The sequence below is a fragment of the Geodermatophilus sp. SYSU D00815 genome (assembly GCF_054050035.1).
Genome location: NZ_JBJGYO010000002.1, coordinates 71,426 through 84,925, shown reverse-complemented (window position 1 = coordinate 84,925; position 13,500 = coordinate 71,426). Strand labels below are relative to the sequence as shown.

Genomic DNA, 13,500 nt, shown 5'->3' with positions numbered 1-13,500 from the left:
CTCGGGTTCCGCGGTGCCGGAACCCACCGCCTGATCACACCACGCACTCGGACGCTGACGCCCTGTTGCGGCACCCCCCAGAACTGGGGTGCGCAGCGTGCGCTGTGAGCTACTTCACGTCCGCGGCAGGCGGATGGCGGCCAGCCGCCCGACGGAGCGCATCCGCTCCTCGGCGAGGCGGTCGGCGGCGACGGCGGGGGAGACGCCCTGCTCGTCGGCGGTCCGGAAGACCCGCAGGGCGACGTCGAAGATGCCGCTCGTCTTGGCCTGGGCGCGCGCGAAGGAGAAGCCGTGCCGCTCGTCCTCGACCTGGATCACGCCGCCGGCGTTGACCAGGTAGTCGGGGGCGTAGAGAATCCCCCGCTCCACCAGCCGGTCGGCGATCCCCGCGGTGGCGAGCTGGTTGTTCGCGCCGCCGCAGACGATCTGCGCCGGCAGCACCCCGACGCTCTCCTCGTCCAGCGCGCCGCCGAGGGCGTTGGGCGAGTACACATCGTGCGCGGTGCGGACCAGCGTCGCGGTGTCGGGCACCGACTTGACCTGGGGGTGGCGGGCCCGCACCCGCTCCACCGCGGCCGGGTCGACGTCGGTGACCAGCACGTCGGCGCCGTCCTCGACCAGGTGGTCGACGAGGTGCGAGCCCACCTTGCCCACCCCGGCGACCGCCACGGTCCGGCCGGCCAGCGTCGGCTCGCCCCAGCGGTGCTGGGCCGCCGCCCGCATGCCCAGGTAGACGCCGTAGGCGGTGAGCACCGAGGAGTCGCCGCAACCGCCGTGGGCCTCGGACCGGCCGTGGGCGAAGCGCGTCTCGCGGGCGACCACGTCGAGGTCGGCGTTGTACGTGCCGACGTCGCAGGCGGTCAGGTAGCGCCCGCCGAGGGCCTCGACGAACCGGCCGTAGGCCCGCAGCAGCGCCTCGGTCTTGTCGGTGCGCGGGTCGCCGATGATCACCGCCTTGCCGCCGCCGAGGTCGAGGCCGGCCAGGCTGTTCTTGTAGGCCATCGCCGTCGACAGGGCGAGGACGTCGGCGAGCGCGGCCTCCTCGCTCGGGTACGGGTAGAACCGCGTCCCCCCGAGCGCCGGTCCCAGCGCCGTCGAGTACACCGCGATGATCGCCCGCAGCCCCGACCCGGGGTCGGAGCAGAACACCACCTGTTCGTGGCCGGAGCCCAGAACCTCCACGCACCGAGCGTAGAACCCGGCCGCCGTGTCGCCCGACCGGAGGACGGCGGACGCGGGTCGACGCGGCCCGCGGGCGCCCGGGGAGGCATGATTCTCGGCCGGGGCGGCGGCAGAGGCGACCTCGGCCCCTGGATCGGAGGTACGCACGATGGCTCGACGCAAGCGCCTGCTCGCGCTCGTCCTGGCCGCGCCGCTGGCGCTCGCCGCCTGCTCGGCCGACGGGGGCGAGGGCGACGGCGGCGGGGGCGACGGCGGCTCGAGCGACCTGAGCTTCGCCGTCGTCACGCACGGCTCGGCCGGCGACGCCTTCTGGGACGTCGTGCAGAACGGCGCGGAGCAGGCCGGTGAGGACCTCGGGATCAGCGTCGACTACCAGAGCGACGGCGACCCGCAGCGCCAGTCGCAGCTGATCGACGCGGCGGTGAACCAGGACGTCGACGGCATCGTCGTCTCGATGGCCAACCCCGACGCGCTGCAGGACTCGATCCAGGCCGCGGTGGACGCCGGCATCCCGGTGGTCACCATCAACTCCGGCGGGGACCGCTCCGCGGAGTTCGGGGCGATCGGCCACGTCGGCCAGGACGAGACCATCGCCGGCCAGGGCGCCGGGCAGCGGCTGGCCCAGGACGGCGCCACCACCGTGCTGTGCGTCCTCCACGAGGCCGGCAACATCGGCCTCGAGCAGCGCTGCGACGGCGCCTCGCAGGGCCTGGGGTCGCAGGTCGTCCCGCTGCAGGTGGACATCAACGACCTGCAGAGCGCGCAGTCGACCATCACCTCGGAGCTGCAGAGCAACCCCGACGTCGACGCCGTCCTCACGCTGAACTCCGCCGTGGCGGCCGTGGCCGTCGCGGCGATCGGCGACGCCGGGTCGCAGGCGTCGGTGGCCACCTTCGACCTCAACCAGGACGTCATCAGCGGCATCCAGGAGGGTTCGATCTCCTTCGCCGTCGACCAGCAGCAGTACGAGCAGGGCTACCTGCCGATCGTGATGCTCAAGCTCTACGCGGAGAACCTGAACACCGTCGGCGGCGGGCAGCCGGTGCTCACCGGTCCCGGCATCGTGGACGCGGAGAACGTCGACGCGATCGCCGACCTGGCGTCGGAGGGCACCCGCTGAGCACCGCGGCGGAGGCCCCGGCGGCGGAGCGGGTCGACGAGCGGCTGGCCGCCGTCGGCCCGCTGCGCAAGCTGCTCGTCAAGCCCGAGCTCGGCGCGCTGATCGGCGCCGTGGTCGTCTTCGCGTTCTTCGCCGCGCAGTCGTCGGTGTTCCGGTCGGTCCGCGGCGTCGCCAACTGGCTGGACCCCGCCTCGACGCTCGGGATCATGGCGGTGGCGGTCGCGCTGCTCATGATCGGCGGCCACTTCGACCTCTCGGCCGGGGTGATGACCGGCACGACGGCGCTGACCGTCGGCATCGTCGCCGTCGAGCTCGAGCAGAACATCTGGGTGGCCGTCGCCGTAGCGCTGGTGCTGGCGCTGGCCATCGGCTTCCTCAACGGCTGGCTGGTGACCCGCACCGGGCTGCCCAGCTTCATCATCACGCTGGGCAGCTTCCTGATGCTCCAGGGCCTGAACCTGGGCCTGACCAAGTTCTTCACCGGCACGGTGACGGCGTCGGGCATCGCGTCCGCGCCGGGCTACGGGTCGGCGGAGAAGGTGTTCGCCTCGACGGTGACCTTCGTCGGCTCGGAGTTCCGCATCGCGATCCTGTGGTGGCTGCTCTTCACCGCGCTGGCCACCTGGGTGCTGCTGCGCACCCGGTTCGGCAACTGGGTGTTCGCCACCGGCGGCGACGAGGTGGCCGCCCGCAACGTCGGCGTCCCCGCGCGCCGCACCACGATCACGCTGTTCATGACGACGGCGTTCGCCGCCTGGTTCGTCGGCACGACGCTCGCCGTCCGGCTCACCTCGGTGCAGGCCAACACCGGCATCGGCAACGAGCTGATCTACATCGTCGCCGCCGTGATCGGGGGCTGCCTGCTCACCGGTGGCTTCGGCTCGGCGATCGGCGCCTCGCTGGGCGCGCTCATCTTCGGCATGACCCAGCTGGGCATCGTCTACCTCGACTGGGACGCCGACTGGTTCTACTTCTTCCTGGGCGCGATGCTGCTGCTCGCCGTCCTGGCCAACCGGCTGGTGCGCCGCTACGCCGAGGCGGCCCGCCGGTGACCGCGCCCCTCCTCGAGCTGCGCGACGTCGGCAAGCGCTTCGGCAACGTCATCGCCCTCGACGGCATCAGCACCAGCGTGCGGGCCGGCGAGGTGACCTGCGTCCTCGGCGACAACGGCGCCGGCAAGTCGACGCTGATCAAGATACTCTCGGGCGTGCACCGGCCCGACTCGGGCGAGGTGCTGCTCGACGGGACGCCGGTCGCGTGGGACGCCCCGCGCGAGGCGCTCGACGCCGGCATCGCCACCGTCTACCAGGACCTGGCGATGATCCCGCTGATGGCCGTGTGGCGGAACTTCTTCCTCGGCCGGGAGCCCACCCGCGGCCGCGGGCCGTTCCGGCGCTTCGACTCGGCCGAGGCGCGCCGGGTGACCCGCCGCGCGCTCGGCGACATGGGCATCGACATCCGCGACCCCGACCAGCCGGTCGGCACGCTCTCCGGCGGGGAGCGGCAGTCGGTCGCGATCGCCCGGGCGGTCCACTTCGGCGCGCGGGTGCTGATCCTCGACGAGCCGACGTCGGCCCTCGGCGTCCGCCAGGCCGGGGTGGTGCTGCGCTACATCGCGCAGGCCCGCGACCGCGGCGTGGGCGTCGTCTTCATCACCCACAACCCGCACCACGCCTTCCCGGTGGGCGACCGCTTCCTGCTGCTCGGTCGGGGGCGCAGCCTGGGCGACTTCGCCAAGGGCGAGATCACGCAGGAGGAGGTCACCCGCCTCATGGCCGGCGGGGCGGAGCTGGAGGAGCTGGCGCACGAGCTGGAGCGCCCCACCCACGGCTGACCGGGCTTTCGGTACGGAAAGCCCCCCGACGGACCGGGCTTTCTGTACCGGAAGCCCGTCGAGTTGTCGCTCAAGCACGATTCGTTATCTGCCGATGGCTCCCGTAACGGTTGAGCGCCAGCGCGTCCCACGCGCCGCGTGTTGCACATGCGACGCGCAGTCATCACGGGATCGTCTCGGTGCTCACTTCCCTCTTCCCCAGGGAGCCTTGCCATGCTGCAGCGCCTCGGTGCGCTCCGGACCGCGCTGGTCGGCGCGATGACCGGCGCGGTCGTCGTCGCGACGGCAGGGACGGCGGTCGCCGTGCCCGCGCCGCCGCCGAACCCGTCCGACAGCCAGATCAGCGACGCCGCCGCGCAGCAGCAGGCGGCGGCCGCGGAGGTGGGCCGGATCGCGGCCGAGGTGGCCGCGGCCGAGGGCGAGCTCGAGCGCTACGCGGTGCAGGCCGAGGCCGCCGGCGCGGCGTACGAGGCGGCGGTGGAGGCCCTCCAGATCGCGCAGGCGGAGGCCGAGCGGACCGCCGCCGAGCTGCAGGCGGCCGAGGCGGCGGTCACGGCCGCGGAGGCGCGGATCGCCGACTTCTCCCGCGACAGCTACATCGACGGCCACACGCTGACCACCGCCCAGGCCCTGCTCGACGCCGAGGGCCCCGCCGAGCTCATCCAGCGCGCGGCGATGCTGGAGTGGGTCGCCGACAACCAGCTCGACGCGCTCGACCTGCTCCAGGCCGCGCGGATCCAGCAGGCCAACGCCGACTCCGCCGCCCGCGCCACCCGCGACCAGGTGGCCGCGGCCGAGCAGCAGGCGGAGTCGGCCAAGGCCGCGGCCGACTCCCAGCTCGCCGCGCAGCAGTCCGCCTACGACCAGATCGCCGCGCAGAAGGCGGCGCTGGAGACCCAGCTGCAGGCCGCGCAGATCCACCTGCTGGAGCTGCAGGGCGCCCGCAACGCCTACGACCAGTGGGTCGCGCAGAAGGCGGCGGAGGAGGCCGCGGCCCGCGCCGCCCAGCAGCAGGCCGCCGCGCACGCGGCCAACCAGACGCCGAGCGACTCGGACTACGCCCTGCCCGCGGCCGGGCGGACCTCCAGCTGCTTCGGCGCACGGTGGGGCACCCAGCACAACGGCATGGACATCGCGGCCCCGATCGGCACCCCGATCTACGCCGCCACCTCCGGGGTGGTGAAGCGGGCAGGCAGCGCCACCGGCTTCGGCCTGGCGGTCTACATCCTGGGCGACGACGGCGCCGTGACCGTCTACGGCCACGTCAACCGCTACTTCGTCTCGGCCGGCGAGCGGGTCAGCGCCGGCGAGCAGATCGCCGAGGTCGGCAACCGGGGCCAGTCCACCGGCCCGCACCTGCACTTCGAGGTCCACCCCAGCGGGGCGATGTACAGCGGGGCGGTGAACCCGGCCCCCTGGCTGCGGGCCCGCGGCGTCGCGATCAGCGGCTGCTAGGGGTGCCGGCCCCGGGACGGCGGCGGCCCGCCCCTCGGGGGAGGGAGCGGGCCGCGGTCGTCGTCCGGACGACGCGTCAGCTGGTGGGCGCGGCGGTGTCGTCGGACGTGATGCCGCACTGGTCGGACAGGTAGGTCTCCACGTTCGTCGACGCCGTGGTGAGCTGGCTCTCCAGCTGCGCGGCGGTCTGGGAGAAGGCGGCCGCCTGCTCGGGGTTGTTGAAGTCGGTGGAGTTGTAGGCGGTGCCGAGCTGCTCGATGGCCCCGGCCAGGGCGGTCCAGTCGGCGGCGATCTCGCCGGGGGCCTCGATGGCGCGCATCTGGCCGGCCGCCTGGGTGAGCAGGTCGCCGATCGCGGTCGGGTCCTCGGTGTTGAAGTCGGCGTTCTGCACCTGCTCGAGGAAGGTGCCGGCCTGCTGGCAGAACTCGCTGTCGGCCTCCGGCGCCGCGCTGCTGGACTCCGCGGCGCTGGAGCTGGTGGTCTCCGCGGAGCTCGAGGAGGCGGAGGTCTCCCCGCTGTCGCCGCCGCCGCAGGCGGTCAGCAGCACGAAGGCGGCCGCACCGGCCAGCGTGGTCCGGCACAGGGTCAGGGTTCGGCGCATGCGGGCAGGCTAGCCGCCGGCCGGACGCGCGAGGGCAGGCACGGCTAGCGTGCGGCCCGTGGAACCCCCGCCCGACCCACGCGCCTCGTGGGCCCTCCCCGCCCCGGGGGCGATGCCCCGCACGGCGGACCTCGAGCCGCTGGTCACCCGCGTGCTCGCGCCCAACCCGTCGGGCATGACCCTCGACGGCACCAACACCTACCTGGTCGGCGCCCCGGGCAGCGGGCAGGCGGTCCTGGTCGACCCCGGGCCGGACGACGCGGCGCACCTGGCGGCGGTGGAGCGGGCGCTGGCCGCGCGCGACGCCCGCTGCGTCGCCGTCCTGGTCACCCACCACCACGGCGACCACGCCGAGGCGGCGCTGCCCTGGGGCAGCCGCTTCGGGGCCCGGGTCGCGGCCGCCAGCCCCGCCGTCGCCGGACCGGCCGGCCGGGTGCTGGCGCCGGGGGAGCGGCTGGCGTTGGCCGGCACCACGATCGGCGTCGTCCCCACGCCGGGGCACACCGCCGACCACCTGGCCTTCCGGCTGGAGTCGGGCGCCGTCCTGGTGGGCGACCACGTGCTCGGCCGCGGCACGTCGGTCGTGACCCATCCCGAGGGCGACGTCGTCGCGTACCTGGAGTCCCTGCGGCGGGTGCACGACCTCGGGCCGAGCGCCCTGTACTGCGGGCACGGCCCGGAGCTGACCGAGGACCCCGGCGCCGTCCTGGACTACTACCTCGCCCACCGGCGCTTCCGGGAGGCGCAGGTCCTCGACGCGCTCGCCGGGGGCCCGCGCACGGTCGACCAGCTGGTGGAGGTCATCTACGCCGCCGTCCCCCGCGAGGTCTGGCCGGCGGCGGCCCAGTCGACGCGGGCCGCGCTGGCCAAGCTGCGCGCGGAGGGGCGGGTCGAGGGCGCCGGCGACGGGGCCGTCCGGCTGGCATGACCGTCGTGACGGCGGCGCCGAGCCCGCACGGCCAGCGGCGCGCGGCGGATCCGGCCCCGGCCGGGCGGCCCGGGCTGTGACCGGCGAGTTCGACGTCGTGGTCGTGGGCGCCGGGTCCGCCGGCTGCCCGCTGGCCGCCCGGCTGGCCGACGCCGGCCGGCGGGTGCTGCTGCTCGAGGCCGGCCCGGCCGACGCCGCCGACGTGCGGGACGCCGCCACGCTGCGCGCCGCGGCCCCAGGCCACCCGGCCAACCGCCGGATCGCCGCCGTCCTCACCCCGGGGCGCACCGTCGCGGTGCCGCGCGGGCAGGTCGTGGGCGGGTCCAGCGCGGTCAACGGCGGCTACTTCGTGCGGGGGACCCGCGCCGACTTCGACGGCTACGCCGCGGCGGGCAACGACCTGTGGTCGGCCGACGCGGTGCTGCCCGCCTTCCGCCGCCTGGAGGCCGACGCCGACTTCGGCCACCTCCCGGGCCACGGCGCCGACGGGCCGGTCCCGGTGCGCCGGCCGCCGCCCGCGCCGCTCGCCGAGGCGTTCGCCGCCGCCGCGGAGGAGCTCGGGTTCCCCGGCGAGCCCGACAAGAACGCCGACGGCGTCGCGGGGTACGGGCCGATCCCGAGGAACGTGGCCGACGGCGTCCGGGTGAGCACGGCGCTGGCCTACCTCGCCCCGCGCCGCCCCCGGCTGCCCGTGCGCGCCGGGGTGGCGGTGCGCCGCGTGCTGGTCGAGCGCGGCCGGGCGGTGGGCGTGCAGACCGACGCCGGGGTCGTGCGGGCCGCCGAGGTGGTGCTCAGCGCCGGCGCGGTGTTCTCCCCGCACCTGCTCCTGCTGTCGGGCATCGGGCCGGCCGACGACCTGCGCCGGGCGGGCATCCCCGTCGTCGTCGACCTCCCCGGCGTCGGCGCGTGCGCCACCGACCACCCCGACGTCTACCTGCCGTGGCGCCCGGCGCGCCCGGCGCCGCCGGCGCCACCCCTGCACAGCGCGCTGAACACCGGGGACCTGGAGCTGCAGCCGTGGCTGGCCTCGTTCGCGGCCGCGGGGCTGGACCCGGCCCGCCCCGACCTCGTCGTCCGGGTCGCGCTGCAGCGCCCGGAGGGACGCGGCCGGCTGCGGCTGGACCCGCGCGACCCGGCGGCCGACCCGGTCCTCGAGCAGAGCTACCTCACCGAGGAGGCCGACCGGCGCCGGCTGCGCGAGGGCGTGCGGCTGGCCGACGCGCTGCTGCGGGCGCCCGCGGTCGCGCCGCTCGTGGCCGCCCGCACCGGCCCCGACGACGCCGTCCTGGCCGACGACGCCGCGCTCGACCGGTGGATCCGGGCGTCGCTGGGCACGGCGGTGCACCTGTGCGGCACCGCCCGGATGGGCCCGGACGGCGACCCCGGCGCGGTGGTGGACCAGTCCCTGCGGGTGCGCGGCGTGGAGGGTCTGCGGGTGGTCGACACGTCGGTGCTGCCGCGGGTGCCCTCCCGCGGGCCGGCGGCGACCGCGGTGATGGTGGGGGAGCGGGCGGCGGAGCTGTTCCCGGGGTGAGGCGTCAGCCGCCGGGGCCACCGAACCCGGCCGGCGGGCCGGGGCGGGACTGGGGCGGGCCCGGTTGCGGCTGCGGCGGGGCCAGCGGGATGCCCGGCGGCGGGAACGGCGTCGCCGGTTCGGCGGAGAGGACCGGCAGCATCGCGTCGTGCCAGACCTGGGCCCCGCGGCCGCCGCCGAAGGAGCCGACGTCCTGGTTCTGCTTGGGGTTGAGCACCATGACGCTGGCCGCGTAACGCGGCGTGTAGCCGACGAAGGCGATGGAGAACCGGTTCTGGCTGGTGCCGGTCTTGCCGGCGACGTCGTGGCCGGGGATGCGGGCACGGACGCCGGTGCCGTACGGCAGGGCGGTGTCGCCGACGAGGATCGCGTTGAGGGTCGTCGCGACCTCCGGCGGGATCGCGGCGGGCGTGCAGCGGTTGCCGGTGTCGACCGGCGCGGCGTCCGCGCTCAGCCGGAACGGCTGCCCGGTGGCGTCGAGGATCTCGGTGACCGGCGTCGGGTCGCACCGGGTGCCGCCGGCCGCCAGCGTCGAGTAGGCGCTGGCCAGCGCGAGCGGGCTGGTCGCCTCGGGGCCGAGGGTGAACGAGCCGCGGTTCTCGGCGATGACCTGGTCGGCCACCGGGTCGAGCGAGAACAGCCCCATGCGCTGGGCGACCCGGACCGGGCCCTCGACGCTGCCGAGCTGGTCCTCCAGGGCGACGAAGTAGGTGTTGGAGGAGCGGATGAGCGCCTCGGTCATGGTCAGCGTCGGCGGGTAGTTGCCGACGTTCTCGACGGTGTAGGGGTCGCGGCCGTTCTTGTACACCGCGGACACGTACGGGTTGCTGGTCGTGATCACGTGCCAGGGCGGGATGCCGCGCTCGAGCGCGGCGGCGGCGACGAAGGTCTTGTAGGTCGACCCGGCGCCCTGGCTGGCCGCGACGTTGAGGTTCACCGACTCCTGCGCCGGGTCGTTCACGTCGTAGCCGAAGACCCGGTTGACGCTCATCGCCTGCACGCGGCCGGTCCCCGGCTCGACCGAGGTGAAGATCGCGGCCAGCGGGTCGCCCATGGGCAGCGTCCGCAGCACCGCCTCGTCCCCGGCGCGCTGCAGGTCCGGGCGCAGCGTCGTCCGGATGGTCAGCCCGGCGTTCTCCAGGACCGTCTGCGGGATGCCCAGCGTCCCGGTCAGGTGGCTTTGCAGGAAGTCGCAGAAGAAGCCGCCGAGCGCCGCGGCGACGCACCCGTTGGGCGGCGGCGGGCTCGGGTTGACGGTGACGGGGGTGGCCACCAGCGTGGCGTGCTCGTCGTCGGAGAGGTGGCCGAGGGCGTGCATGCGGTCGAGCACCTGGTTGCGGCGGGTGAACGTCCGCTCGGGGTCGTCGATCGGGTTGTCGGCCGTGGGCGTCTGCACCAGGCCGGCCAGCGTGGCCGCCTGGAGGACGTCGAGGTCGGCGGCGTTGACCGAGAAGTAGCGCTGGGCCGCGGCCTGGATGCCGTAGGCGCCCTGCCCGAAGTACACGAGGTTGAGGTACCGGGTGAGGATCTCGTCCTTGGAGTACTGCTCCTCGAGGGCGAGGGCCAGCCGCGCCTCGCGCAGCTTGCGGCCCACGCTCTGCTCGACGGCGGCCTGCCGCTCCTCGGGGGTCTCGGCGACCTGCACCAGGGTCTGCTTGACCAGCTGCTGGGTGATCGTCGACCCGCCCTCCAGGACGGCGCCGGCGAGCAGGTTGGACGTCAGCGCCCGCAGCGTCCCCTCGACGTCGAGGCCGTTGTGCTCGTAGAACCGGGCGTCCTCGATGTCGACGAGGGCCTGCTTGACCACCGGCGCGATCTGCTCCGAGGGCACCGGGGTCCGGTTGTTCCGGTAGAAGTACGTGATCACCGAGCCGTCGGCGGCCAGGACGACGGAGTTGCCGGCCGGTGTCGCGTCGCCGAGCGCCGACGGCAACGGGCTGAGCAGGTTCGCGGAGTTGCTCGCGACCAGACCCGGCCCGACCACCCACGGGGTGAGGACGGCGGCGGTCAGCGCGCCGGCGAGGGGGAGGGCGACGAACAGCAGGGCGAACGCCCGCAGCTTGGGGTGCTTCCGTCCGGCCACGGTCGACCCCGCTTCCCCCGGGCGCCCCGCGGGGACCCGGCGCAAGCCCTGAGGGCCCGGAGGGTTCCGGACCCGGCGTTGCCGGAATCATGACGCAGAGTCGCCGGTGGCGAAAGTCGGTTGCGTGCCACGCAACCGCAGCGTGACCCGGCCTCCGGACCGTCCCGGCGGCGCGCTCCTCGCAGCCGCCGGGACGCCGGGCTCAGGGGGTCACCGGATCGCGCGGATCTCGGTGCTGGTGTTCGACAGGGGCGCCCACGCGTCGGGGTGCGGCTTGCCGGCGTCGACGACCCAGGAGGGGGTGCGCGTGGCCATCGTGCTCCCCCGCCGCGGGGACGGGCGGGCGCTCAGGCCGACGATGACGGTGAGCAGCACCAGCAGCCCGACGAGCACTCCACCGATGACCAGAAGCGTCGAGAGCATGTACTCAACGTAAGCGTGGGACCGTTCCGTGTCACCGGGCGGCGGTGGGCAGATCTCTCCGAAGATCGGCCCCGGCTTGCGCAGGGTTCGCCGGTTGACGCCACGCGGCCGGGTCGACCTCTCGGCAGCCTCCGCTCACGGCCGCGGACCGCGCGCCGGACCCGCCCGTTCGACCGGCGCGGAGCGGGTATGGCGAGGTCGTGGCATCGGGACGACGGCGGGGGGCGGATCCCGCGGACACGGCCGGACGGCTGGTCGGAGTGCCGCTGGGGGCCCTCGCGCGGTGGCGGCAGGGCAAGCCCATGCACCCGCGGGGGGTGGTGTTCGACGGCGAGCTCGAGCGGGGGACGGGCACGGAGCCTTTCGGGGTGCCGTGGCTCGACGACCCGGCCCGCGACCGCGTCGTCGTCCGGCTCTCCCGCGGCGCGGGGCTGCCGCCGCCGCTGCCGGACCTCTTCGGCCTCGCCGTCCGGATCCCCGACGGCCCGGTCGACCTGCTGCTGAGCAGCACGGCGACCGCGCCGCTGCTGCGGCAGGTGCCCGTCCTCCGGCGGGACGCGGCCACCACCTACACCTCGATCATGGGTTACCGCTCCGACGCCGGGACCCTGCGCCTGGCCGCCCTGCCCGACGGTGGCAGCCGCCGCTTCACCCTGGCCGCGGCGCGCCGGCAGGGGCCCTGGCGCCCGTTCGGCCGGCTGGTCCTCGAGGAGCCGCGCGCGCCGCTCGACCCGGACGTGCGCTTCGACGCCGTCCGCAACCCGCCGCACGGGCTGGTCCCCGACGGGCCGATGGCGCGTTTCCGGGCGCCGGCCTACTCCGCGGCCCGCGCCGGCCGCGACGCGCCACCGCCGTCCTAACCTCGACCCCGTGACGGCGAGCGGGGTGCCCGGGGCGCACCTGCTGGTGCACCTGCGGCGGGCCCGGGACCACATGGACCGCTGCTTCGCCGAGCCGCTGGACCTCGACGCGCTCGCGCGCGTGGCGGGCGTCTCGAAGTTCCACCTGGTGCGCTGCTTCGAGGCGACGTACGGCGAGACGCCGATGCGGTACCTGACCCGCCGGCGGATCGAGCGGGCGCAGGACCTGCTGCGGCACGCCAACCTCACGGTCACCGAGGTCTGCACGGTCGTCGGCTTCGCCAGCCTGGGCTCGTTCTCGGCCCGCTTCCGGCAGCTGGTCGGGGAGAGCCCGACCGCGTACCGCGACCGCTGGGCGGCGCGCGGCGGCCCGCACGTGCCCGGGTGCTGGCTGTTCATGGCGGGAGTCCTCGATCCCGGCGGGGTCAGCGGGGCCGCGCCGGCGAAGCGCGCAATCTCGGAGAAGCCCCGGACCGGCGCCCGGTCCTAGCGTTCCCCGCATGATCACCAACGTCTCCCTCGTCACCGTCTACTGCCTCGACCAGGACGCGGCGCGCGACTTCTACGTCGACGTCCTCGGCTTCACCCCGCGCACCGACATCACGATGGGCGAGGGCTTCCGCTGGGTGACCGTGAGCCACCCCAGCCAGCCCGAGCTGGAGATCACGCTCATGACGCCGGGCCCGCCGCTGGACGAGGAGGCGGCGGCGTTCGTCCGGCGGTCGCTGGAGCGGGGGTCGATGAGCTCGCTGGGCCTCACCGTCGACGACTGCCGCAAGACCTTCGAGGAGCTGTCGGCGAAGGGCGTGGAGTTCCTGCAGGAGCCGTCCGAGCGGCCCTACGGCGTCGAGGCGGTCATGCGCGACGTCTCGGGCAACTGGCTCGTGCTGGTGGAGCCGCGGGCGTTCACGCCGGAGGACTTCGCCTGAGCCGGTCGCGGTGAGCCCCGCCGGCGGACCGGCCGGCCGGGGCCCACCTCCGGCGCCACGAGCAGGACCGGGCGGCGGCCGACCGCGCCGGCGTGGGAGGCCACCAGCAGGGCGCCGGCAGCCGTCCCGCTCGCCGCGGCCGCCCGGGCCCCACCGGGCGGCGCGTCCCGGTGACCTGCGAGAGCTGCGGGCACGTCGAGGGCCCCTGCTACCACGGGACGAGGTCGGACCTCGAGGTCGGCGACGAGCTGGTTCCCGGCCACGGGTCCGACCTCCAGGAGGGCCGGGTGTCGAACCACGTCTACTTCCCCGGCGGCCAGGTGCTGATCGGCACGCACGCCGGCGACGGCGACGTGGTGCGCACCGTGGCGTACGGCGGCGTGCCGGCGGCCTGGACGACGCACCTGTGGCGTCCCGAGCAGCTGTGGCCGCCCTGCTCGCCGAGGCGGGCCTGGAGCTGGTCTCCGAGCTGAGGCTGCCGGTGGATCCGTCGGGGCGCCCCCAGGTGGCGCTCGCCGCCCGCCGTCCGGGCTGACGCCCCTCCGGTCCGC

14 protein-coding genes are annotated in these 13,500 nt (G+C 75.3%); 10 read left to right on the top strand and 4 right to left on the bottom strand.

The window, feature by feature from the left end; all coding sequences use genetic code 11:
- Nucleotides 1-114: 114 nt before the first annotated feature.
- Nucleotides 115-1,182 (bottom strand): Glu/Leu/Phe/Val family dehydrogenase, encoded by a 1,068-nt coding sequence (locus tag ACI78S_RS03015; RefSeq protein ID WP_456970717.1) that lies wholly within the window; start codon nt 1,180-1,182, stop codon nt 115-117.
- A 148-nt stretch (nt 1,183-1,330) separates the two neighbouring features.
- Between ACI78S_RS03015 and ACI78S_RS03010 the strand changes: the two genes are divergently transcribed.
- The 4 genes from ACI78S_RS03010 (at nt 1,331) to ACI78S_RS02995 (ending at nt 5,591) form a co-directional block, all read left to right on the top strand.
- Nucleotides 1,331-2,302 carry a sugar ABC transporter substrate-binding protein gene (locus ACI78S_RS03010; RefSeq protein WP_456970716.1) on the top strand — a complete coding sequence of 324 codons (972 nt, stop codon included), beginning with the start codon at nt 1,331-1,333 and terminating at the stop codon, nt 2,300-2,302.
- Between the two features lie 110 nt (nt 2,303-2,412).
- Nucleotides 2,413-3,354, top strand: coding sequence for an ABC transporter permease (locus ACI78S_RS03005; protein ID WP_456970715.1), 942 nt, complete (start codon nt 2,413-2,415; stop codon nt 3,352-3,354).
- Nucleotides 3,351-4,136 (top strand): ATP-binding cassette domain-containing protein, encoded by a 786-nt coding sequence (locus tag ACI78S_RS03000; protein ID WP_456970714.1) that lies wholly within the window; start codon nt 3,351-3,353, stop codon nt 4,134-4,136. The genes ACI78S_RS03005 and ACI78S_RS03000 overlap by 4 nt, the downstream gene beginning before the upstream one ends.
- Before the next feature lie 213 nt (nt 4,137-4,349).
- A complete protein-coding gene (locus tag ACI78S_RS02995) occupies nt 4,350-5,591 on the top strand; it encodes a M23 family metallopeptidase (protein ID WP_456970713.1) in 1,242 nt (413 codons plus the stop codon).
- Nucleotides 5,592-5,667: 76 nt separating this feature from the next.
- On the opposite strand, the gene ACI78S_RS02990 is transcribed toward ACI78S_RS02995, so the two are convergent.
- Nucleotides 5,668-6,192, bottom strand: a complete 525-nt coding sequence (locus ACI78S_RS02990) for a hypothetical protein (protein ID WP_456970712.1) — start codon at nt 6,190-6,192, stop codon at nt 5,668-5,670.
- Between the two features lie 58 nt (nt 6,193-6,250).
- Between ACI78S_RS02990 and ACI78S_RS02985 the strand changes: the two genes are divergently transcribed.
- Nucleotides 6,251-7,120, top strand: a complete 870-nt coding sequence (locus tag ACI78S_RS02985; RefSeq protein WP_456970711.1) for an MBL fold metallo-hydrolase — start codon at nt 6,251-6,253, stop codon at nt 7,118-7,120.
- Between the two features lie 76 nt (nt 7,121-7,196).
- Nucleotides 7,197-8,654 carry a mycofactocin dehydrogenase MftG gene (gene mftG, locus ACI78S_RS02980; protein ID WP_456970710.1) on the top strand — a complete coding sequence of 486 codons (1,458 nt, stop codon included), beginning with the start codon at nt 7,197-7,199 and terminating at the stop codon, nt 8,652-8,654.
- Nucleotides 8,655-8,658: 4 nt separating this feature from the next.
- On the opposite strand, the gene ACI78S_RS02975 is transcribed toward mftG, so the two are convergent.
- Together ACI78S_RS02975 and ACI78S_RS02970 are read right to left on the bottom strand one after the other, a co-directional pair.
- On the bottom strand, nt 8,659-10,737 hold the full coding sequence (locus tag ACI78S_RS02975) for a transglycosylase domain-containing protein (RefSeq protein ID WP_456970709.1): 2,079 nt from the start codon (nt 10,735-10,737) through the stop codon (nt 8,659-8,661).
- Nucleotides 10,738-10,947: 210 nt separating this feature from the next.
- The gene (locus tag ACI78S_RS02970) at nt 10,948-11,160 is read right to left on the bottom strand and encodes a hypothetical protein (protein WP_456970708.1); all 213 of its coding nucleotides are present in this window, start codon (nt 11,158-11,160) and stop codon (nt 10,948-10,950) included.
- Between the two features lie 368 nt (nt 11,161-11,528).
- Between ACI78S_RS02970 and ACI78S_RS02965 the strand changes: the two genes are divergently transcribed.
- From ACI78S_RS02965 to ACI78S_RS02950, 4 genes are all read left to right on the top strand, one after another.
- Entirely contained in the window at nt 11,529-12,020 is a 492-nt protein-coding gene (locus ACI78S_RS02965) for a hypothetical protein (RefSeq protein WP_456970707.1), read from the top strand.
- Between the two features lie 10 nt (nt 12,021-12,030).
- The gene (locus tag ACI78S_RS02960; protein ID WP_456970706.1) at nt 12,031-12,510 is read left to right on the top strand and encodes a helix-turn-helix transcriptional regulator; all 480 of its coding nucleotides are present in this window, start codon (nt 12,031-12,033) and stop codon (nt 12,508-12,510) included.
- A 10-nt stretch (nt 12,511-12,520) separates the two neighbouring features.
- Entirely contained in the window at nt 12,521-12,949 is a 429-nt protein-coding gene (locus ACI78S_RS02955; RefSeq protein ID WP_456970705.1) for a VOC family protein, read from the top strand.
- A 170-nt stretch (nt 12,950-13,119) separates the two neighbouring features.
- Entirely contained in the window at nt 13,120-13,422 is a 303-nt protein-coding gene (locus ACI78S_RS02950; RefSeq protein WP_456970704.1) for an NAD(+)--rifampin ADP-ribosyltransferase, read from the top strand.
- Nucleotides 13,423-13,500: the final 78 nt, after the last annotated feature.

Excerpts from the sequence above, each read along its gene's own strand:
- ACI78S_RS02990 (WP_456970712.1), bottom strand. The coding sequence starts at position 6,192 with ATGCGCCGAACCCTGACCCTGTGCCGGACCACGCTGGCCGGTGCGGCC.
- ACI78S_RS03010 (WP_456970716.1), top strand. The coding sequence starts at position 1,331 with ATGGCTCGACGCAAGCGCCTGCTCGCGCTCGTCCTGGCCGCGCCGCTG.
- ACI78S_RS02955 (WP_456970705.1), top strand. The coding sequence starts at position 12,521 with ATGATCACCAACGTCTCCCTCGTCACCGTCTACTGCCTCGACCAGGAC.
- ACI78S_RS02970 (WP_456970708.1), bottom strand. The coding sequence starts at position 11,160 with ATGCTCTCGACGCTTCTGGTCATCGGTGGAGTGCTCGTCGGGCTGCTG.
- ACI78S_RS02995 (WP_456970713.1), top strand. The coding sequence starts at position 4,350 with ATGCTGCAGCGCCTCGGTGCGCTCCGGACCGCGCTGGTCGGCGCGATG.